This is a genomic window from Stenotrophomonas maltophilia group sp. vghtpe118 (assembly GCF_052605195.1).
Window position 1 is genome coordinate 3,044,211 of sequence record NZ_CP199672.1, and the last position, 18,230, is coordinate 3,062,440.

Annotated in this window: 15 protein-coding genes; 6 read left to right on the forward strand and 9 right to left on the reverse strand. The window is 67.0% G+C overall.

What is annotated here, in order from left to right; genetic code table 11:
- Nucleotides 1-4: 4 nt before the first annotated feature.
- Complete coding sequence (locus tag ACUDTM_RS13875; RefSeq protein WP_151355163.1) at nucleotides 5-1,657, forward strand: M28 family metallopeptidase; 1,653 nt, start codon at nucleotides 5-7, stop codon at nucleotides 1,655-1,657.
- Nucleotides 1,658-1,769: 112 nt separating this feature from the next.
- Here the strand turns inward: ACUDTM_RS13875 and ACUDTM_RS13880 are convergent, their stop codons facing one another.
- Together ACUDTM_RS13880 and ACUDTM_RS13885 are read right to left on the reverse strand one after the other, a co-directional pair.
- Nucleotides 1,770-2,105, reverse strand: coding sequence for a hypothetical protein (locus ACUDTM_RS13880; protein ID WP_227836902.1), 336 nt, complete (start codon nucleotides 2,103-2,105; stop codon nucleotides 1,770-1,772).
- 31 nt (nucleotides 2,106-2,136) lie between these two features.
- Nucleotides 2,137-3,471, reverse strand: coding sequence for an MFS transporter (locus tag ACUDTM_RS13885; RefSeq protein ID WP_252745528.1), 1,335 nt, complete (start codon nucleotides 3,469-3,471; stop codon nucleotides 2,137-2,139).
- 223 nt (nucleotides 3,472-3,694) lie between these two features.
- On the opposite strand from ACUDTM_RS13885, the gene yedA reads away from it, so the two are divergent.
- Nucleotides 3,695-4,600 (forward strand): drug/metabolite exporter YedA, encoded by a 906-nt coding sequence (yedA, locus tag ACUDTM_RS13890; protein WP_005420582.1) that lies wholly within the window; start codon nucleotides 3,695-3,697, stop codon nucleotides 4,598-4,600.
- A complete protein-coding gene (gene rarD / locus ACUDTM_RS13895; RefSeq protein ID WP_065178981.1) occupies nucleotides 4,597-5,493 on the forward strand; it encodes an EamA family transporter RarD in 897 nt (298 codons plus the stop codon). The genes yedA and rarD overlap by 4 nt, the downstream gene beginning before the upstream one ends.
- Before the next feature lie 120 nt (nucleotides 5,494-5,613).
- Here rarD and ACUDTM_RS13900 read toward each other — a convergent pair whose 3' ends face one another.
- On the reverse strand, nucleotides 5,614-8,439 hold the full coding sequence (locus ACUDTM_RS13900) for a TonB-dependent receptor (RefSeq protein ID WP_111007551.1): 2,826 nt from the start codon (nucleotides 8,437-8,439) through the stop codon (nucleotides 5,614-5,616).
- A 358-nt stretch (nucleotides 8,440-8,797) separates the two neighbouring features.
- Between ACUDTM_RS13900 and ACUDTM_RS13905 the strand changes: the two genes are divergently transcribed.
- A complete protein-coding gene (locus ACUDTM_RS13905; RefSeq protein WP_005420578.1) occupies nucleotides 8,798-9,097 on the forward strand; it encodes a YrhB domain-containing protein in 300 nt (99 codons plus the stop codon).
- Between the two features lie 74 nt (nucleotides 9,098-9,171).
- Here the strand turns inward: ACUDTM_RS13905 and ACUDTM_RS13910 are convergent, their stop codons facing one another.
- From ACUDTM_RS13910 to ACUDTM_RS13925, 4 genes are all read right to left on the reverse strand, one after another.
- Nucleotides 9,172-10,488, reverse strand: coding sequence for an ABC transporter permease (locus ACUDTM_RS13910; RefSeq protein ID WP_088497250.1), 1,317 nt, complete (start codon nucleotides 10,486-10,488; stop codon nucleotides 9,172-9,174).
- Nucleotides 10,489-10,500: 12 nt separating this feature from the next.
- The gene (locus tag ACUDTM_RS13915) at nucleotides 10,501-11,658 is read right to left on the reverse strand and encodes an ABC transporter permease (protein WP_111201145.1); all 1,158 of its coding nucleotides are present in this window, start codon (nucleotides 11,656-11,658) and stop codon (nucleotides 10,501-10,503) included.
- 14 nt (nucleotides 11,659-11,672) lie between these two features.
- Complete coding sequence (locus ACUDTM_RS13920) at nucleotides 11,673-12,362, reverse strand: ABC transporter ATP-binding protein (protein ID WP_005420572.1); 690 nt, start codon at nucleotides 12,360-12,362, stop codon at nucleotides 11,673-11,675.
- 102 nt (nucleotides 12,363-12,464) lie between these two features.
- Nucleotides 12,465-13,712, reverse strand: a complete 1,248-nt coding sequence (locus ACUDTM_RS13925; protein ID WP_088497249.1) for an efflux RND transporter periplasmic adaptor subunit — start codon at nucleotides 13,710-13,712, stop codon at nucleotides 12,465-12,467.
- Between the two features lie 327 nt (nucleotides 13,713-14,039).
- Between ACUDTM_RS13925 and ACUDTM_RS13930 the strand changes: the two genes are divergently transcribed.
- Complete coding sequence (locus ACUDTM_RS13930; RefSeq protein ID WP_445391364.1) at nucleotides 14,040-15,263, forward strand: sensor histidine kinase; 1,224 nt, start codon at nucleotides 14,040-14,042, stop codon at nucleotides 15,261-15,263.
- Entirely contained in the window at nucleotides 15,260-15,862 is a 603-nt protein-coding gene (locus ACUDTM_RS13935; RefSeq protein ID WP_005420563.1) for a response regulator transcription factor, read from the forward strand. Before ACUDTM_RS13930 ends, ACUDTM_RS13935 begins: the two co-directional genes overlap by 4 nt.
- 629 nt (nucleotides 15,863-16,491) lie before the next feature.
- Here the strand turns inward: ACUDTM_RS13935 and ACUDTM_RS13940 are convergent.
- Both ACUDTM_RS13940 and ACUDTM_RS13945 read right to left on the reverse strand, forming a co-directional pair.
- Nucleotides 16,492-17,028, reverse strand: a complete 537-nt coding sequence (locus ACUDTM_RS13940) for a cytochrome b (protein WP_072168719.1) — start codon at nucleotides 17,026-17,028, stop codon at nucleotides 16,492-16,494.
- Nucleotides 17,025-18,128 (reverse strand): catalase family peroxidase, encoded by a 1,104-nt coding sequence (locus tag ACUDTM_RS13945; protein ID WP_065178988.1) that lies wholly within the window; start codon nucleotides 18,126-18,128, stop codon nucleotides 17,025-17,027. Before ACUDTM_RS13945 ends, ACUDTM_RS13940 begins: the two co-directional genes overlap by 4 nt.
- Nucleotides 18,129-18,230: the final 102 nt, after the last annotated feature.

An 18,230-nucleotide genomic window follows, 5' to 3' on the forward strand; every position in this document is an offset into this window, starting at 1 on the left:
TCCGATGCGCGTGTTGCTGCTGTCGTCCTGCCTGTTCGTCGGGGGCCTGGCCCATGCGGCCAACGACCTGCCGGGTGGCGGCATCGATCCGCAGGCACTGTCGCGGCATGTGCGCGTGCTGGCGTCGGATGAGTTCGAGGGCCGCGCACCGGCCACCGAAGGCGAAGAGCGCACGGTGCAGTACCTGATCGAGCAGTTCCGCAGCTACGGCCTGCAGCCGGGGGGCGTGGACGGCAGCTGGGTGCAGCCGGTGCCGCTGGTGCGCGCGCAGCTGGAGGGTGCGGCCAAGGCCAGCCTGTCGCTGAAGCAGGGCAAGCGTGCGCTGGCCAATGGCGTGGATGTGACCCTGCAGAGCCTGCAGCCGCGCAAGCGCGTGCAGATCAAGGATGCACCGTTGGTGTTCGTCGGCTACGGCATCGACGCACCGGAACGCCACTGGAACGACTACAAGGACGTGGACCTGCACGGCAAGATCGCCGTGGTGCTGATCAACGACGCCGACTTCGAGGCCGATGCGCCGGGCGCGTTCGATGGAAAGGCGGTGACCTACTACGGCCGCTGGACGTACAAGTTCGAGGAAGCCGCACGCCGGGGTGCCGAAGGCGTGCTGATCGTGCACGAGACCGCGCCGGCCGCGTATGGCTGGGCCACGGTGAAGAGCTCGGGCACTTCGCCGCTGTTCGACATCGAGCGCGGCCAGGCCGAAGCGATGGCGCAGCACACGCCGCTGCGCGGCTGGATGCAGCGCGAGCTGGCCGAAGCGATCTTCGCCGACGCCGGCCTCGACTTCGATGCGGAGAAGCGCAAGGCGATGCGTGCCGACTTCCGCCCGGTGGCACTGGACAACGCGAAACTGAGCGTGGATTTCGCGCTCAAGCGCGAGCAGGTGGTGACCCGCAACGTGGTCGCCAAGCTGCCCGGTGGTGAACATGCTGACGAGGCCGTGATCTTCTCCGCGCACTGGGATGCGTTCGGTATCGGCCAGCCCGACGCCAAGGGCGACCGCATCCGCCGTGGTGCGATCGACAACGCCACCGGCGTGGCAACGGTGCTGGAACTGGGCCGTGTGTTCGCCGCTGGCCCGCAGCCACAGCGCACGCTGTACTTCGTGGCACTGACCGCCGAAGAGAAAGGGTTGCTGGGCGCCAGCTACTACGCCGCCCATCCGCTGGCGCCGCTGGACAAGACCGCTGCGGTGCTGAACATCGAGATGTTCAGCCCGGATGGCCCGACCCGCGACATTGCCTCGTGGGGCAAGGGCCGGGTGTCGCTGGAAGGCGATCTGGAGCGCGTGGCCAAGGCCCGTGGCCGCAGCTACAGCCCGGACCCGAACCTGGAAGCCGGCTTCTTCTACCGCGCCGACCACTTCGCCTTTGCCCGCCTGGGCGTGCCGGCGATCACCATCGGCCCGGGCCTGGACAAGCTGGACGGTGGCGTTGAAGCCGGCCGCGCGCTGCGCGAAAAGTACTTCGCCGACTGCTATCACCAGACCTGCGATGCCTGGACGCCGAGCTGGGACCCGAGCGGCCACGCTGCCGACACCCTGCTGGTCTACGACCTGGGCGCCGAGCTGGCCAACAGCCGCCGCTGGCCGACGTGGGAAAAGGAATCGGAGTTCCGCGGCGCGCGCGACAAGAGCGAAGCGGCCCGCCGTTGAGTAATGCCGGCCGCTGGCCGGCAACTCCCTGCTCTTTCCGGAGGTTCATGAGGTTGCCGGCCAGCGGCCGGCACTACCGAAAGACGGCGGCTTTGCCGGCCAGCGGCCGGCACTACCCGCGCCGTCGCAGCAGCTTCCACGCGCCCCAGCCGCCGGCGGCGAGCGCGGCCAGATAGCACGCCGCCATCGTGCGCAGGCCGACCAGCGGCCCCGCGTTGACGCCGCGATGCAGCCGCAGGTGCAGCGAGCTGTGGCCGCTGCCCAGGTCCATCGCCAGCTGCAGCGCCAGCGCGGCGCAGAACACCAGCAGGGCGACCCCGAACCCCGTGCGCGGCCACGTGGCCTGCGCGTTGGGGCGGCGCAGCACCCAGGCCAATGCCGTGGCTGCGGCCAGCGTCACCGCGATCCACATCAGCGCGGTGGCGGGAGACGTAGCGGCCACCGGCATTGCACCAGTGGCCGCGATCAGGGCAACGCGCTTACTTGCGGGTGCCGTCGAGCCAGTTCGGGCCCTTGTTGGTAAGGAAGAACACATAGACCACCAACGATACCGCGATCGTGGCGGTCACGTAGATGGCGAACCAATCGACGTGGCCGGTCTTCAGCGCGCCCTGGTACAGCAGCGGGGCGGTGCCGCCGAACAGCGAGTTGGCCAGCGCATAGCCCAGGCCCACGCCCAGTGCACGCACGTGGGTGGGGAACAGCTCGGCCTTCACCACCGCGTTGATCGAGGTGTAGCCGGTGAGGATGACGAATGCCAGCGCCAGGGTCAGGAAGGCCAGGGTGGCGTCATGCTGGTGCGGCAGCTGGGTGATCAGGTACCAGCTGTACAGCACGCCGCCGACGCCGAAGAACACCAGCAGGGTCTTGCGGCCGATGATGTCCGACAGCCAGCCGCCGACCGGTTGCAGCACCATCAGGAAGGCCAGCACGCCCAGGTTGATCAGGGTGCCGGTCATCGGGTCGTTGCCGGCGAAGGCGCTCTGGATCATCTTCGGGCCGTTCACCGAGTAGGTGTAGAAGGCCACGGTGCCGCCAGCGGTGATCAGGAAGCACAGCAGCAGCGGCCGCCACTGGTGCACGAACAACTCGTACATCGAACCGGACTTCTTTGCCTTGCCCTCGCGCGCGGCCTCGATCGACGACTCCGACAGCGACTCGTCCATGCCCCGGCGCAGCCAGAACACCACCACCGCGGCGATGCCACCGATGCCGAAGGCGATGCGCCAGCCCCACTCGGAGATCTCCGGCTTGCCCCAGAAGGTCAGCATCAGCAGCAGGGTCAGCTGGGCCAGCACGTGGCCGCCGACCAGGGTGACGTAGTGGAACGAGGACAGGAAGCCGCGACGGCCCGGAATGGCGGCCTCGGACATGTAAGTGGCGCTGGCACCATACTCGCCGCCAGTGGCGAAGCCCTGCAGCAGGCGCGCGAACAACAGGATCACGGCGGCCCAGATGCCGATGCTGGCGGCGGTGGGGGTGATGGCGATGAGGAACGAGCACAGCGCCATCAACGTGACCGAGACGGTCAGCGCCAGGCGGCGGCCGTGGCGGTCGGCGAAGCGGCCGAAGAACCAGGCGCCGATCGGGCGCATCAGGAAGGTCGCCGCGAAGATCGCCCACACGTACAGGGTGGAGTTCTTGTCGTCCGGCGAGAAGAACTGCGATTCGAAGTACACGGCGAACACCGAGTACACGTAGACGTCATACCACTCCACCAGGTTGCCGGCGGAGCCTTTGAGGGTGTTGGAGATCGACCGCCGCAAGGCGGCGCGGTCGTTCGCGGGGACAACAGGTCGGGACGTGGTGCTCATCTGGGTGGAAATCCTCGATGCGGCGCGTCCGTGCGCAGGGAAAACGGCGTCCGGCCGTGGGGCGGCGCGGCCGGGCAGCCTTCTTGGTACTGCATCGGCCGTCAACACGGGGTAGCAGACCAGAGCAGGGTGCATGGATGGATGACAGCGTGCCACCGTATGGGGTCCCGGACCATACTCAAAACGTCCTAGAATCCGCCTTCCCCCGGCTCCCTGGTGTGTCATGTCGGCTCCCCCCTCTTCGTCTGCGGCTGCCCCCCGGGGTGGCCTTGTCGCGCTGGCACTGCTGCTGGTCTACGTGGTCTGGGGCTCGACCTATCTGGGCATCGCCAAGGCCCTGCACGGCGGCGCACTGCCGCTGACGATGGTCTCCGGCAGCCGCTTCATCATTGCCGGCGGCCTGATGTTCCTGGCCTTGCGCCTGTTCTGGAAGCTGCCGAACCCGACGCTGCGGCAGTGGCGCAACCTGGTCATCATGGGCGTGACCATGCTGGTGCTGGGCAACGGCATGGTGGTGCTGGCCGAGCGCGAGGTGTCCTCGGGCCTGGCCGCCACGGCGGTGGCCTCGGTGCCGCTGTGGATGGCGCTGTTCTCGGCGCTGCGCGGGCAACATGCCAGCCGTGGTGAGTGGCTGGGCATCGCCATCGGCTTCCTCGGCGTGGTCTGGCTCAACGCCGGCAGCAGCCTGACCGGCTCGCCGACCGGGCTGGTGCTGCTGCTGATCGCGCCGATCGGCTGGGCGTTCGGTTCTGTGTGGGCACGCGGCCTGGACCTGCCGGGTCCGTTCATGACCGCGGCCGGGCAGATGATCTGCGGCGGCGTGCTGCTGGTGCTGATCGGCCTGGCGGTGGGCGAGCGCCCGACCACGCTGCCCGATACCGGTGGCCTGCTGGCAATGGCCTATCTGTGCGTGTTCGGCTCCATCGTCGCGTTCACTGCCTACGTGTGGCTGCTGCAGAACGTGCGCCCGGCGCTCGCGGGCAGCTACGCGTATGTCAATCCGGTGATCGCGGTGCTGCTGGGCGCGCTGCTCAACGGTGAGCGCTTCGGTTGGCGCGACCTGCTGGCGATGGCGGTGATTCTTCTGGGTGTGGTGGTGCTGACAATGGCAAGGACGAGAAAGAAGTGAGCATGGACGAGAAGGAACAACGCCGGGGCCTGCTGGTCACCGCATCCACCTTCGTGATCTGGGGCCTGGTGCCGGTCTATTGGCACCTGCTCAACGAGGTGCCCTCGTTCCAGATCATCGCCCACCGCATCATCTGGAGCACGGTGCTGGTGCTGGGTTGGCTGTTGATCAGTGCGCGCCTGGGCTGGTGGCGGAAGATCGCCGCGCAGCCGCGCGCGCTGCCGATCCTGCTGGTGTCGAGCCTGACCATCGCCTTCAACTGGGGCCTGTACATCTGGGCGGTCAACGCCGGTCATGTCATCGAGACCAGCCTGGGCTACTTCATCAACCCGCTGGTGAACGTGCTGCTGGGCGTGCTGGTGCTGAAGGAACGGCTGCGCCGGCTGCAGTGGGTAGCGGTGGCAATGGCGGCGGTGGGCGTGGCCTGGCTGACCATCGATGCAGGTACGCCACCGTGGATCGCGCTGGGCCTGGCCTGTTCGTTCGGCCTGTATGGCCTGCTGCGCAAGCTGGTCTCGGTCGACCCGGTGGCCGGCCTCGGCGTGGAGAGCATGTACCTGTTCCTGCCGGCGCTGGCGTTTGCGATCTGGGCCGAGAACGGCCATGGCGGTGCGTTCTTCCATGGTTGGGGCTGGCGCAACGACCTGCTGCTGATCTTCGGCGGCGCGGTCACCGCCGTACCGCTGATCGGCTTTGCCTACGGCGTGAAGCGCATTCCGCTGTCGCTGGTCGGCATCCTGCAGTACATCGCGCCGAGCCTGCAGCTGCTGCTGGGTGTGTTCTTCTTCCATGAGGCATTCGACACTGCCAAGGCGATCGGGTTTGCAGCGATCTGGGCTGGCCTGGTGCTGTTCGTCGGCGACAACATCCGCACGATGCGCGCCAAGCGCTAGCGCCGGCGGGGATCCGACCCCGCTTCCACGAAAAAAAGAACGGCGCCCCGAGGGGCGCCGTTCTGCTTCCATCCACGGCCAGGAGAGAGGGATGGCCGTGGCGGGAACGCGGTTGCAGGCTTAGAAGCGCTGCTGGTACTTCATGTACATGAAGCGGCCGATGTCGAAGCCACCGTAGTAGGTGAAGCTGCTGTTCGGCTGGCTGTACATGATCGGGCCCTGGTGGTTGAACACGTTGTTCACGCCCAGCGACACGGTGCCATCCCACGGCAGGCTGTAGCGCACCTGCAGGTCGTGGAAGGTGTTGGAGCCCACCCTGTTGGTCGGCGAGGCGCTGGTGTACGACGAGTTGAAGCCCGGCATGTTGCACTCGTCCATGTACGAGCACTTCTCCTTCATGCTGGAGTAGTAGCGCGCGGTCCAGCCGATGCCGAGGTCGCCATACTGCCAATCCAGGTTGAAGGTGGAGCGCACGCGGAAGTCGCCCGCCCAACCGGTACGCTGTTCCACCGGGGTGGTGGCGGCGCTGTCGTTGCGCTGCTCCAGGTAATCGGTGTAGGTGGTGTTCCAGTTGACGGCGAACTTGCCGAACGCGGTTTCCGGCAGGCGGTAACGCACGTTGATGTCATAGCCGGCAGTTTCGCGGTAGCCCGCGTTGACCAGCGAGCGGTCCAGCGAGTTGACCTGGCCGTTGCTGCCACGGGTGAAGCGGCCACAGGCAGCATCCGAACCCTGCACGTAGCACTGTTCCAGGATGTTGGTGGCCGACTCACCGACGATGGCGTTGTCGATGCGGATCTTCCACCAGTCCAGGCTGACGTCCAGGCCCTGCACGAAGTCCGGGCTGTAGACCAGGCCCACGGTCCAGGTCTTGGCGGTTTCCGGCTTCAGGTCCGGGTTGGAACCCGAGCTGAAATCGGTGGTGGCCTGCTGGCCGGGCTTGGTGGCCACGCTGCCATCGCTGTTGAGCTGGCGGAAGTTGGCCGGCACCTTCAGCGCCTGGCAACGGGCAGCGACGGCCGGGCTGCTGGCGGCGGTGCCGAAGGAGGTATCGCACGGGTCGGTGAACGAGTCGCGACTGCTGACGGTGCCGCCATACAGGTCATCCACGGTCGGCGCACGGAAGCCGGTGCCGTAGGTGGCGCGCACCAGCAGGCTGTCGATCGGCTTCCACTTCAGGCCGAACTTGCTGTTGGTGGTGGAACCGAAGTTGTTGTAGTCCGAGTAGCGACCGGCCACGTCCAGCGACAGTTCGCGGGCGAACGGCAGGTCGGCCAGCAACGGCACCTGCAGTTCCAGGTAGGCCTCGTTGAGCGAGTAGTTGCCGCGGGTCGGCTGGCCGCTGGTGCCGGCGATCTCGCCCTTCTGCACCTTCATGTCCGGCGTGTAGCTGGCCTCCTCGCTGCGGTGCTCGAAGCCCATCGCGGCCAGGATGTCGCCGGCCGGCAGGGTGAACAGCGAACCGGAGATGTTGCCGCTGGCGACCTTGGTGGTGCTCTGCATCTTGTCGACGAAGCGGGTGAACAGGTAGTCCTGCACGTCCTGGTTGCTCAGCGAGCCCGGGCCGGTGTAACCCATCGGGGCAGCCGGGTTCCACGGCACGCAGCCGGCGATCACCGCGCCCGGCGCACCGCAACGGGCCACGTTGCCGTCCATGAAGGACGGGCCGACGGCCAGGTTGACGTGCGGCTGGTACATGCTGCCGGTACCGATGCGCTCGCCTTCGTTGCGGTTGTACATGTAGTTGATGTTCCAGTCCCAGTACCGCGAACCGGTTTCGAAGCTGCCTTCCAGGCCGATGCTGGCGCGCTTGGTTTCCAGGTTGTTCTCGGTGCCGCGCGGCAGTTCCTCGGTGCGGTGCGCGAACAGCGCATCCTGGCCCCACAGGTTGAACGCGCTGTCCTTGGACAGGGCGGCACGGCTGCCATTGCGGGCCTGCGCGGCGCTGACCGAGTACGGGTAGCCGGCCAGGTGCTTGGTCGACTCGCGCTTGCTGTACAGCGCGTCGGCGACGATGCGCAGGTTGTCGGTGATCGAGAAGCCACCGTTGGCGAACACCGAGGTGCGCTCCAGGCCGGTCAGCAGGCTCATGTTCGACTTGGTGTTGGCACCATCGGCCGGGTCCGGCGCATGGAAGTTGCCGGCCTTGCTCGGGTCGCCGCCCGGACCCACGGTCAGGTTCTTGCCACCGACGGTGACGTAGCCCCACGGCGTGTTGCCGTTGAGGCCATCGTTCGGGTGGCGCGGGCCGTTGGTGTAACGGCTGAACTCGCGGTCCTTGCCCAGCACCTCGTCTTCCTTGGTGCGCTCGGCGCCCACGCTGAACCAGCCGCGCTCGAAGGTCTTGCCGAAAGTTGCACTGTATGCGCGCTTCTGGCCGTCACCCTGGCCGTACTGGCCGACATAGACGCTGGCTTCGCCACCATCGAAATTCTTGCGGGTGATGATGTTGACCACACCGGCGATGGCATCGGAGCCGTACAGCGCGGAGGCGCCGTCGGTCAGCACTTCCACGCGCTCGACGATGGACGACGGGATCGAGGCCAGGTCGGAGTAGCCGCCGGCGCTGACGCCCATGCGGCGGCCGTCGATCAGCACCAGGCTGCGTTCCGGGCCAAGGTTGCGCAGGCTGACGTACATGCCGCCGAAATCGCGCGAAGAAGTCAGCGACGAGGCGCGGCTCATGCTCGGCGCCCCGGCGGCAGGAATGTCCTGCAGGATGTCGGCGACGTTGACGTAACCCTTCTTCTCGATCTCGGCGCGGTTGAGCGCGACCACCGGCTGTGCGGTTTCGACACTGGCCTGGCGGATGCGCGAGCCGGTGATTTCGATGCGGTCGAGGTTGGTCGGGGTATCGCCGGCGCTCTGTGCGAAGGCGGGGGTGGTGCAGCTGGCGGCCAGCGCGATGACGATCGCGTTGCGCAGCGGATTGGTTTTCAGGGACATCCGTGAAATCTCGTGTTTCAGTAAAAACATGCGCCCGTTCTATGGGCGCGTGGGGTGCTGCAAACCAACGTGGGGGGCGCGATTCTAGAATGTTTCCATTCGTACCTGTTTGTCTCGACGCCGCTGGAAGTGCGCGAAGATGAATCGCAACCAACAATCCACAGATGCACTGTGCGCAGCGTCACGCGCACTGCGTTTGCGATGAGTAGAGGCATCGATAGCGGCACAGAACCGCCACGCTTGAGCGGTTGCGGCAACACGCCGCAGTGCGCACTTGTACGCAGGTGCCTATCCGTTGCGATGCATCCACCCGCATGAAATGCTCTTCGCGCTGTCATCGAAAACAAGAGGCGAAGGAATGATCCAGCTCGACGAAGCACGCCGTCGCGTGCAGGCTGCACTTGCCAGCGACGATGAGCCGGTTGCCATCACGCACGAGCATGAGATGGTCGAAGGCTGGCTGTTCTGCTTCCAGTCGCTGCGCTACCTGCAATCTGGTGAGATCTCGGACGCGCTGGCCGGCAATGGCCCGATCTTCGTCGACAGGCATACGGGTGAGCAGCACGCGCTGGGCACGGCGTACGCGCCGGAGGAGGCTGTTCGCCGGCATTTGGCCCTGCGGCACCCACCATCCGATGTTGCGGCGATGGATGCCTGAGTTCAGCAACGGAAAAGGGACGGAGCCTTCGCTCCGTCCCCCTGCGTGATGCGCAGTCCACCGCTGCATGATGCTCAGGTTTCGCGCAGCGCCGTAGTGATCGGCAAACGCGCCGCGCGCAGCGCCGGGAACAGGCCGCCGACCAGGCCGATGCCCAGTGCCCATTTCAGGCCGGTCCACAGCAGTTCCGGTGATACGTGGAACTTGAACACCACCGCGCTGAAGTTGCTGCCGATGGTGGACACGCTGTAGCCATTGAACAGCAGCCATGCAACCGCACAGCCGAGCAGGCCACCGAGCAGCGCCAACAGCATCGTTTCCAGCATCACCGCCGTCACCACCGGCAGGCCGCGGAAGCCGATCGCACGCATGGTGGCGATTTCGCGGGCGCGCGTGGCCACGGCCGCATACATGGTGTTGAGCGCGCCGAACACCGCACCGACCGCCATGATCGTGCCGATCACCTTGCCCAGGATGTCGATCAGCTTGGTCAGCCCGCCGCCCTGCTTGCTGTAGTAGACGCGGGTGGTTTCCACGTCCAGCTTCAGGCGTGGGTCGGCAGCGACGGCCGCCTTGAACTGATCGAAGCCGGCCTTGCCATCGGTACGCACGCTGATCGACTGCCAGGCACTGCGCTGGTAGGTGGTGGCCAGCGTATCGGCGTCGGTCCACAGTTCCGAATCATGCGCATCGCCAGTGGCGAACACGCCGACCACGGTCCAGGTCTGGTTGCCCAGCGACAGCGTCCTGCCGACCTCCATGTCGCGGAACTGGCCCTTGGCGCCCTGGCCGACCACGATCTCGCGCAGCCCGGTGGCGAACTTGCGGCCCTCGACGATCCTGACCTTGTCATGCACCGCCCACGCCTGCGGGCCGACGCCGCGGAACTGCGCGTTGACGTCGGTGCCGTCGGACTTCGATACCAGGTTGACCACCTGCGACAGTTCCGGTGACAGCAACGGCCGGCCCTGCGCATCGCGGCTGATGCCGGGCAGGGTGGACAGCATCGGTACCTGCTCGCGGGTGATCACCGAGTTGGTCTCGGCCTGCGAGCCACCGCGCAGCACGATGGCAGTGGTGTCATCACCGGTGTTGTTGAGCGTGGCCTGGAAGCCTTCGCCCATCGCCAGCATCGCCACCAGCACGCCGACCACGCCGGCAATGCCGACCACGATCACCGAGGACGCGCCCCAGCGTTGCGGCAGGCTGGCCACGCCGATGCGGGTGGCGGCCAACGCCAGCCGTCCACCGCGGGTCAGCAGCAGCCACAGCGTTACCAGCACGGCCACGGCCAGCACGCCAAACCACGGCAGCCCGATCCACAACACCAGGCCGATCGCAAGCAGCAGCACGGTTACGCCGTTGCCCAGCCACTTCTTGAGCTTGTTCATCTGCAATCCTCCTCAGCGGCCGGCCAGTGCATCGACGATCTTCAGGCGCTTGGCACGCAGCGCGGGCAGCAGCCCGACGATGATGCCGATCACTACGATCAGGCCCAACCCCATCAGCCAGGTTGGCGTCGGCACGTGCGGCGGCAGCATGCCCATGCTCTTCGGGCCGATCGCCGGCAGGATCAGGGCGGCCAGGCCCATGCCGATCAGGCCGCCCAGGCCGATCAGCAGCACCGACTCCACCATCACCAGGGTCAGCACGGTGCTGTCCTTGAAGCCCAGCGTTTTCAGCGTGGCCAGCTCCGGCACGCGCTCTCGCACGGCCTGCGCCATGGTGTTGCCGGTCAACAGCAGCAGGGTGAAGAACACCGCGCCCATGATCGAGGTGACGATCATGCCGATATCCGCGAACTGCTTGACGAAGGCCTGCTGGAACGCCGATTCGGTCTGGGTCTTGGTCTCGTGGTCGGAGTTCGCCGAGATCGCATCGATCGCCTGTGCCACCCGCGAAGAGTGGTCCGGGTTGTCCAGCGTCACCGTGTACCAGCTCACCTGGTTCTTGATGTAGTCGTTGGATTCGTCGAAGTACTTCCAGTTCATCATCAGCTGGCGTTCTTCATTGGCGGCCAGCGCGCGGTCCTTGGAGCGGTAGATGCCCTTGAGCACCAGTGGCCAGTCATTGCTGCCGCCACGCGGAAAGATCGTCGCCTGCAGCGGGATGGTATCGCCGATCTTCCAGCCGAATTGCTTGGCCAGGGTTTCGCCGACGATGGCGCCAGTGCGGGTCTGCTTCCAGTCCTCCAGTTGTGCCGGATCGATCTGCAGCTCGCGGTAGACATCGAAGTAGTTGGGTGACACCGAGAAGTTCGGGAAGAAGTTCTTCGGGTCCTGGTAGATCCCACCAAACCACATGCCATAAGCCACGTCACGGACGCCGGTCACCTGGCGCACCTGTGCTTCCAGCCGGATCGGCAGCGACTGGGTGATCGACAGCCGCGAGGCCACGATCAGCCGGTTGGCACCTTCCACGCTGCCACCCGACGAGAACGCCACCCGCACCGAATCGAGCATGCCGAACAGCAGGAACGCGGCCACCACCGACAGCAGGGTTAGCAGGGTGCGGGTACGGCTGCGGAACAGCTGTGCCCACACCAACGAGAAGTATTTCATCGCTGTGGCCTCCGTCAGTGGGCCAGCGGCGCGTCGGCCAGCTCGCCCTTGTCCAGGTGCACCGTGTGCGTGGCGTACTCGGCGGCCTTCGGGTCATGGGTGACCATGATGATGGTCTTGCCGTGCTCGCGGTTGAGCTGCTGCAGCAGGCCGAGGATCTCCTCGGCCGATTGGCGGTCGAGGTCGCCGGTCGGTTCGTCGCAGATCAGGAAGGTCGGGTCGGAGACGATCGCGCGGGCGATCGCCACGCGCTGCTGCTGGCCGCCGGACAGTTCATTCGGGCGGTGGCTGCGGCGGTCGGCCAGGCCGACCAGGGTGAGCGCGATCTCGGCATTGCGGCGGCGCTGCGCCGCGCTGAGGTGGGTCAGCAGCAGCGGCAGTTCCACGTTCTTCTGCGCGGTCAGCATCGGCATCAGGTTGTAGAACTGGAACACGAAGCCGACATGGTGACTGCGCCAGGTCGACAGCTGGCCGCCACTCATCTGGTCGATGCGCTCGCCCTCGATGCTGATCTCGCCGCCAGTGGGGCTGTCCAGGCCGCCGATCAGGTTGAGCAGGGTGGTCTTGCCCGAACCGGACGGGCCCATCAGCGCAACGAAGTCGCCGCTGGCGATGTCCAGGTCGATGCCGTGCAGCACCTGCACTTGCTCGGGGCCACGCTGGTAGGTCTTGGTGATGTTGCGCAGTGAAACCAGGGTCGACATGGGTGGTTCTCCACGGGAAGCGGGAAACGGGGAAGCGCACCTGCGGTGGCCGCAGGCGTGCGTCGAGCGATGCTGCCGGCCGCGCCCACGGGCGCCAGGCCGTTACTGCGCTTGTTTCTGTTGCACCTTGGCGCCATCGCGCAGCGTGTCGGGTGGGTTCACCACCACCGGCTCACCTGCGCTCACGCCCTTGAGGATCTGGCGGTCCTTGCCCATCGCCTGGCCGGCCTCGACCGTGCGCTGCTGAACGCGGTTCCCGTCACCCAGCACGAAGGCCACCGAGGCACCGTCGCGCTGGACCACGGCGCCGCCCGGCACGCGCACGCCCTGCGGCTTGGCGGCCGCCTGCGGCTGCGCCTGTTCCAGGAAGCTGACCCGCACGCCCATCTCCGGCACGATGCGCGGATCTTTCACCTTCAGCGCCACGCGCACCTTGACCGTGGCCTTGCCGCGGTCGGCGGTGGGGATGATGGCGATCACCTCGCCGGGAATCTTCCATTCCGGGTAGGCGTTGAGCGTGGCTTCCACCGGCATCTTCGGCTGCACGCGGCCGATGAAGGCCTCGCCGACCTCCACTTCGATCTCCAGCGAGTCCATGTCCACGATGGTGCCGATGCCGGTACGGGTGAACCCACCACCCGCCGACAGCGGCGAAACGATCTCGCCGGGCTGCGCCGCCTTGGCGGTGACCACGCCGGAGAACGGCGCGCGCACGATGTTGTTGTCCACGCCCAGATCGGCGATGGCCAGCTGATCGTTGGCAACCTTGACGTTGCGCTGCGCGGTATCCAGCTGCGCACGCAGGCTGTCGCGCTGGGCCACGGCCTGGTCGTACTGCGAGCGCGAGACCAGCTGCTGGCCAACCAGCGCCTGCAGGCGGCTGGCTTCGGCGGCGGCCTGCCTCTGCTGCGCCTCCAGCCCGGCGACCTGGCTGCGTGCGGCCTGCAGCTGCGAGGCGTACAGGCTGCGCTGCGCGTCGGCATCGATCGGGTCGAGCGTGGCCATCACCTGGCCAGCCTCGACCCGCATGCCTTCTTCGATCATCACCTCGCGCACCTTGCCGGTGATCTTGGCCGATACCGTGGCCATGCGCCGGGCGACCACGTAGCCACTGGCGTCGAGCACCGAGCTGCTGGTGCTGCCCTGCTGGATGGCCACGGCGGGAGCGGTTTCCACCTCTACGGCCGGTGCGCGGCCGAACAGGTAGGCCACGGCCGCGGCGACCAGCAGCACGACCACGATGATCGCGATCCACAACCCGCGGCGGCCACCGCCATTGCCTCCGGCGGCCGGCGGCGGCGACTTGCGGTCGATACGGAGTTCCTTCAACAGCTCGGCAGAAGCGTTCATTCGTTCCATCACATGCGTTCGGGCGGGTGTGGCCGGAAGCGCGGACGACGGCGGTTCCGGCGGTGGAGCGTGCGGCACAGCATGAAGGCAGGCACAGCGAAGACGGCAGTGACAGCTGTCATCCGATGACACTGACGGCGGCAACTGCGAAATGTGACCACGGCGGCACAGGATGGCAACGTTCCCGCTACCGGTACTGCCCATGGATCCGATCGCCCCATTGCCGGCCCGCCGCAGCGGCGCCGCCAAGCGTACCGTGATCTGCGCCCGGTTGCGCCGGTGCCGCCCAGCCGACGGTGGCGCCTGCGCGCAGGCGGCTGAACTGGCATGATCGGCGGCGATCGTCCCCGCCTGGAACCGCCCGTGCCGTCCATCTGGCTTGCCTCGCTGCTGCGCCCCGCGCCGGACTCGGCGGTGGCCGAGACGCTGCGCCGGGGAAAGTCCCCCTGGGGCGAGGCAATCCACCTGCTGTGGTCAGTGTGGATCTTCCTGACGCCCTTGCTTGGCCATGGCTTCACCCTGCACTGGCTGCTGTTGACGCTGGCCAGCTATCCGGTGTTCCTGCTGCTGTACGCCAAGGTGATGGTGGCGCCGCGCCATCACGCCCCGCGCTATGCCCTGGGCCTGATCGCGATGTCGCTGGTGCTGCTGCCCTGGTACCCGTCCGGGCTGACCTACTTCGTGTTCGGCTGCGTGCTGCTGCGGGTGAGCGGTCGCGGCGGCTGGTGGCAGTATCTGCTGCAGCTCACTGGTCTGAACCTCCTGTTCTGCAGCCTCGCCCTGCTGTTCCAGTACCCGTGGCAGAGCCTGGTCTGGATCCCCGCCGTGTCCTATATCGTCGGCCTGGTCGTGAACGTGGAGGCACTCAACCAGCAGAAGGATGCGGCACTGCAGCTTTCACAGGACGAGGTGCGGCGGCTAGCAGCCACCGCTGAGCGCGAACGCATCGGCCGCGACCTGCACGACCTGCTCGGCCACACCCTGTCGCTGATCACGTTGAAGCTGGAACTGGCGCGCAAGCTGCAGGACCGCGGTGATGCACGCGCGCGGCAGGAGATCGGCGAGGCCGAGGCCATCGCCCGCGAGGCGCTGGCGCAGGTCCGAAGTGCGGTCACCGGTATCCGCGCCAGCGACCTGGCCGGCGAGCTGGCATCGGCGCGGCTGCTGCTGGAGTGCCAGCAGGTCCACCTTCAGTACGCACCACCACCGGCGATGCCGGTGGATGTCGAACGCGGGCTGGCACTGGTGCTGCGCGAGGCCGCGACCAATATCGTGCGCCATGCACAGGCGACGCAGGCACGGGTGGAGTTCATGCTGGAGGGAAGCATGCTGGCGATGCAGATCCGCGACGATGGTCGTGGCGGCGTGCAGGCCGAGGGCAATGGGTTGTGCGGCATGCGCGAACGCGTGGCCGCCCTGGGTGGAAGCCTGCAGGTGCAGTCCGCAAAGGGCGAGGGCACGGTGTTGACCGTGCGCGTGCCGCTGGCCGCTGCGACCACACCGCTGCCGCCAGGCGTGCCGCCGTCGCTGGTGCAGGACGGTGCCGCATGATCCGCATCCTGCTGGCCGAAGACCAGGCGATGGTACGCGGCGCACTGTCGGCGCTGCTGGGCCTGGAAGCGGATATCGAAGTGCTGGGCAGCGCCGCCGACGGCGAAACCGCGTGGCGCATGCTGCAGCAGCTGCAGCCGGACATCCTGGTGACCGACATCGAGATGCCGGGCCTGTCCGGGTTGGAGCTTGCACAGCGCATCGCGCGTCACGAGCTGCCGATCAAGGTGGTGATCGTGACCACCTTCGCCCGCGCAGGTTTCCTGCGCCGCGCGCTGGAAGCCGGCGTGCTGGGCTACCTGCTGAAGGACGCACCGGCTGAGAACCTGGCCGAGGCACTGCGCAAGGTCAAGCAGGGCATCCGTGCGATCGACCCGCAGCTGGCACTGGATGCGTGGTCGCAGGCCGACCCGCTGACCGACCGCGAGCGCCGCGTGCTGCGGCTGGCGGGCGAGGGCCGTACCGCCAGCGAGATCGCCGAGCAGTTGGGGCTGTCGCACGGCACGGTGCGCAACTATCTGTCCGAGTGCATCGGCAAGCTGGGCGTAGCCAATCGCATTGAGGCGTACCGGCTGGCGCGGCAGAAAGGGTGGCTGTAGGGGCGGCCTGCCTTTCCTGGTGATGTCGTTTCCGCGACCGCGGGTGGGTGTCACTTTCCTTGCTCGTGCACCACGCTGCAGGAGCAGCGTGGAACGGCGTAGCCGGCCCGTAGGGTGGCGCACATGGATGTGGGCCATCAAGAAAGTAACCAAAGAAACGCTCCGCCGGCCGCGAGCCGGCGTGCGTCGCACGCCGGTGCCCTGCGCTCCTCGGTCCGTCGAGGGACGACGCGGGAACTCGCTGCGCTCAGACACCCGCACCTCTTCGCCCTCGCCGGACCTGCGGTGCTCGGCTCGCTCAAGGCGGACTGGAAGGTCAAGATCAACGGCAACAGCAACCACGCATGGCGTGGATCTACTGGGTGCAGCTGTCGCTCTTGATGTTGGGTCCGCCTTGAGCGAGCCGAGCATCGCGGGGGAATCAGGGGCGAAGAGGCGCCGGTGTTTGAGCGTAGCGAGTTCGGCGCCGTCCCCTGATTCACCGAGAAGCACAGGGCACCGGTGCGCAGCACCGGCTCGCGCTCTGGCGGCGCGTTTCTTTTGGTTACTTTTCTTTTCGCGCGAAAAGAAAAGTGACACCCCCCCCGCGGTCGCGGAAACAATCCGCCGGGAACGCCCGGCGAATCCTTTCAATCCTTCCCGCGCGCCATCGCCTGGAACACCCCGTCCCGCCGCACCCACAGGTGGAACAACGCCGCACCCACATGCATCAGCACCGTGGCGAACAACACATAGGCCAGCAGGCTGTGCGCATTGCGCAGCGCGGCATACAGCGCCGGGGTGTGCGGAACGATCGATGGCAGGTGGAATCCACCCCACAGCACGATCGGGTATCCGCCGGCCGACAGCATCGCCCAGCCGATCAACGGCATCGCCAGCATCAGCGCGTACAGCACCCAGTGCGAGGCCTTGGCCGCTACCCCCTGCCAGACCGGCAGGTCGGCAGGCAGCGCCGGTGGGCGATGGCGCAGCCGGTTGTACAGGCGCAGCAGCGCCAGCAACAGGATCGCGATGCCCAGCGGGCGGTGCAGGTCGATCAGCGCGGGACGCAGGTGCAGCGAGGCGACCATGGTCACGCCGATGAACAGCATGGCGACGATCATCAGCGCCATGGACCAGTGCAGCACCCGCGCCAGCAGGTTGAAGTGGCCGTTGCCGGTGCTCATCGTGCGGCCTCCTTCGGTTGTTCGACATTGCCGGCGGCGCGCTCGCGTTCACGGCGGTTGAAGGACTGCGAGTACACCGCCGAGCGGGCCGCCAGGATCGGATCATTACTGCCGCGCACCCCACTGGGCAGGATCAGCGGATCGAAGTTGATCTGGCCGCAGGCGCCTTCTTCCTGCGACTGCATGCGGTCCAGGCTGAGTACGCCCGCCACTACCTGGTCACGCGACTCGGGCCACGGTACCGACGGATCATCGATGGCATCGCCGGGCTCGGCGGTGGTCACGACCAGGTTCCAGCGTACCGGGCCGCGGGCCAGGCGCTGCTGCAGTTCCTGGCTGAGGAAATCGACGCTGGCCTGCTTGCGCGCTTCCGCATCCATCTCCACCACCGGCGCCAGCGGCTGCCAGCGCCAGCGCACCGCACGCTTCTGGCCCTGCGCATTGGTGAACCAGAAACTGTTGACGCTGTTGAAAGTGGTGTCGGCCCAGCTGCTGGTCCATGGCGCTGTCTTCGCCCACTGCTGGAACGCCTGCGCACTGGGGTATTTCGCCAGCACTGCCGCCATCTTCTGCGGGTCCGGCTTGCCGGTGGCCGGGTCGGGAATCGAGGCGCGCGTCTGCTCGTAGAACGCCTCGGCCGTGGGTACCGCGAAGAACGGGAAGCTGTTCATCGCCATGCGCCATTCCTGGCCATCATCGCTGACCATCTGCACCGCCAGGCTGCGCACGCGTGCGGTGTTGTCGGCGCCGTAGGGGTCGCCGCCACCGATTGACAGGCGGCCCATCACCGGCACACGTGTCTGCGAGAACACCCGGGCACTGGACAGGGTAGGGGCCTGCGCGCTGGGTTCGAACCAGCCGCTTACGCAGATGCCCTTGCTGTGTGCACGGCGGAAGCCCGGATGGGCCGGGCCGGTGGCCTCGATGGTGTCGGTGAAGCGCTGCGCGGTGAGGCGGTCGCCCATCCAGCCGGCCAGCCAGGCGAAGGCCAGCGCCACGGTACCCAGGATGAGCGCGATCAGCGCGATCCAGAGCAGGGGGGAATGCTTGCGCGGTGCGCCCGGCGTCTGGCCGGCACGGGTGTAGCCGAAGAGCGACATGGTCGGAGTCCTGCCTTCACGGAGCGTGTGGGTGGTCGACCCACACATCCTCGCAGAACCCGGCCGAGGCCGAAATTCAATTTTTCGTCAGATTTGCCGGGG

Bases quoted from the DNA above. Each gene is read 5' to 3' on its own strand.
- ACUDTM_RS13945 (WP_065178988.1), bottom strand. From the start codon at position 18,128: ATGTCGCTCTTCGGCTACACCCGTGCCGGCCAGACGCCGGGCGCACCG.
- ACUDTM_RS13900 (WP_111007551.1), bottom strand. From the start codon at position 8,439: ATGTCCCTGAAAACCAATCCGCTGCGCAACGCGATCGTCATCGCGCTG.
- ACUDTM_RS13935 (WP_005420563.1), top strand. From the start codon at position 15,260: ATGATCCGCATCCTGCTGGCCGAAGACCAGGCGATGGTACGCGGCGCA.
- ACUDTM_RS13915 (WP_111201145.1), bottom strand. From the start codon at position 11,658: ATGAAATACTTCTCGTTGGTGTGGGCACAGCTGTTCCGCAGCCGTACC.
- ACUDTM_RS13905 (WP_005420578.1), top strand. From the start codon at position 8,798: ATGATCCAGCTCGACGAAGCACGCCGTCGCGTGCAGGCTGCACTTGCC.
- ACUDTM_RS13910 (WP_088497250.1), bottom strand. From the start codon at position 10,488: ATGAACAAGCTCAAGAAGTGGCTGGGCAACGGCGTAACCGTGCTGCTG.
- ACUDTM_RS13925 (WP_088497249.1), bottom strand. From the start codon at position 13,712: ATGAACGCTTCTGCCGAGCTGTTGAAGGAACTCCGTATCGACCGCAAG.
- ACUDTM_RS13880 (WP_227836902.1), bottom strand. From the start codon at position 2,105: ATGCCGGTGGCCGCTACGTCTCCCGCCACCGCGCTGATGTGGATCGCG.
- yedA (WP_005420582.1), top strand. From the start codon at position 3,695: ATGTCGGCTCCCCCCTCTTCGTCTGCGGCTGCCCCCCGGGGTGGCCTT.
- ACUDTM_RS13930 (WP_445391364.1), top strand. From the start codon at position 14,040: ATGATCGGCGGCGATCGTCCCCGCCTGGAACCGCCCGTGCCGTCCATC.
- ACUDTM_RS13875 (WP_151355163.1), top strand. From the start codon at position 5: ATGCGCGTGTTGCTGCTGTCGTCCTGCCTGTTCGTCGGGGGCCTGGCC.
- ACUDTM_RS13920 (WP_005420572.1), bottom strand. From the start codon at position 12,362: ATGTCGACCCTGGTTTCACTGCGCAACATCACCAAGACCTACCAGCGT.
- ACUDTM_RS13940 (WP_072168719.1), bottom strand. From the start codon at position 17,028: ATGAGCACCGGCAACGGCCACTTCAACCTGCTGGCGCGGGTGCTGCAC.
- ACUDTM_RS13885 (WP_252745528.1), bottom strand. From the start codon at position 3,471: ATGAGCACCACGTCCCGACCTGTTGTCCCCGCGAACGACCGCGCCGCC.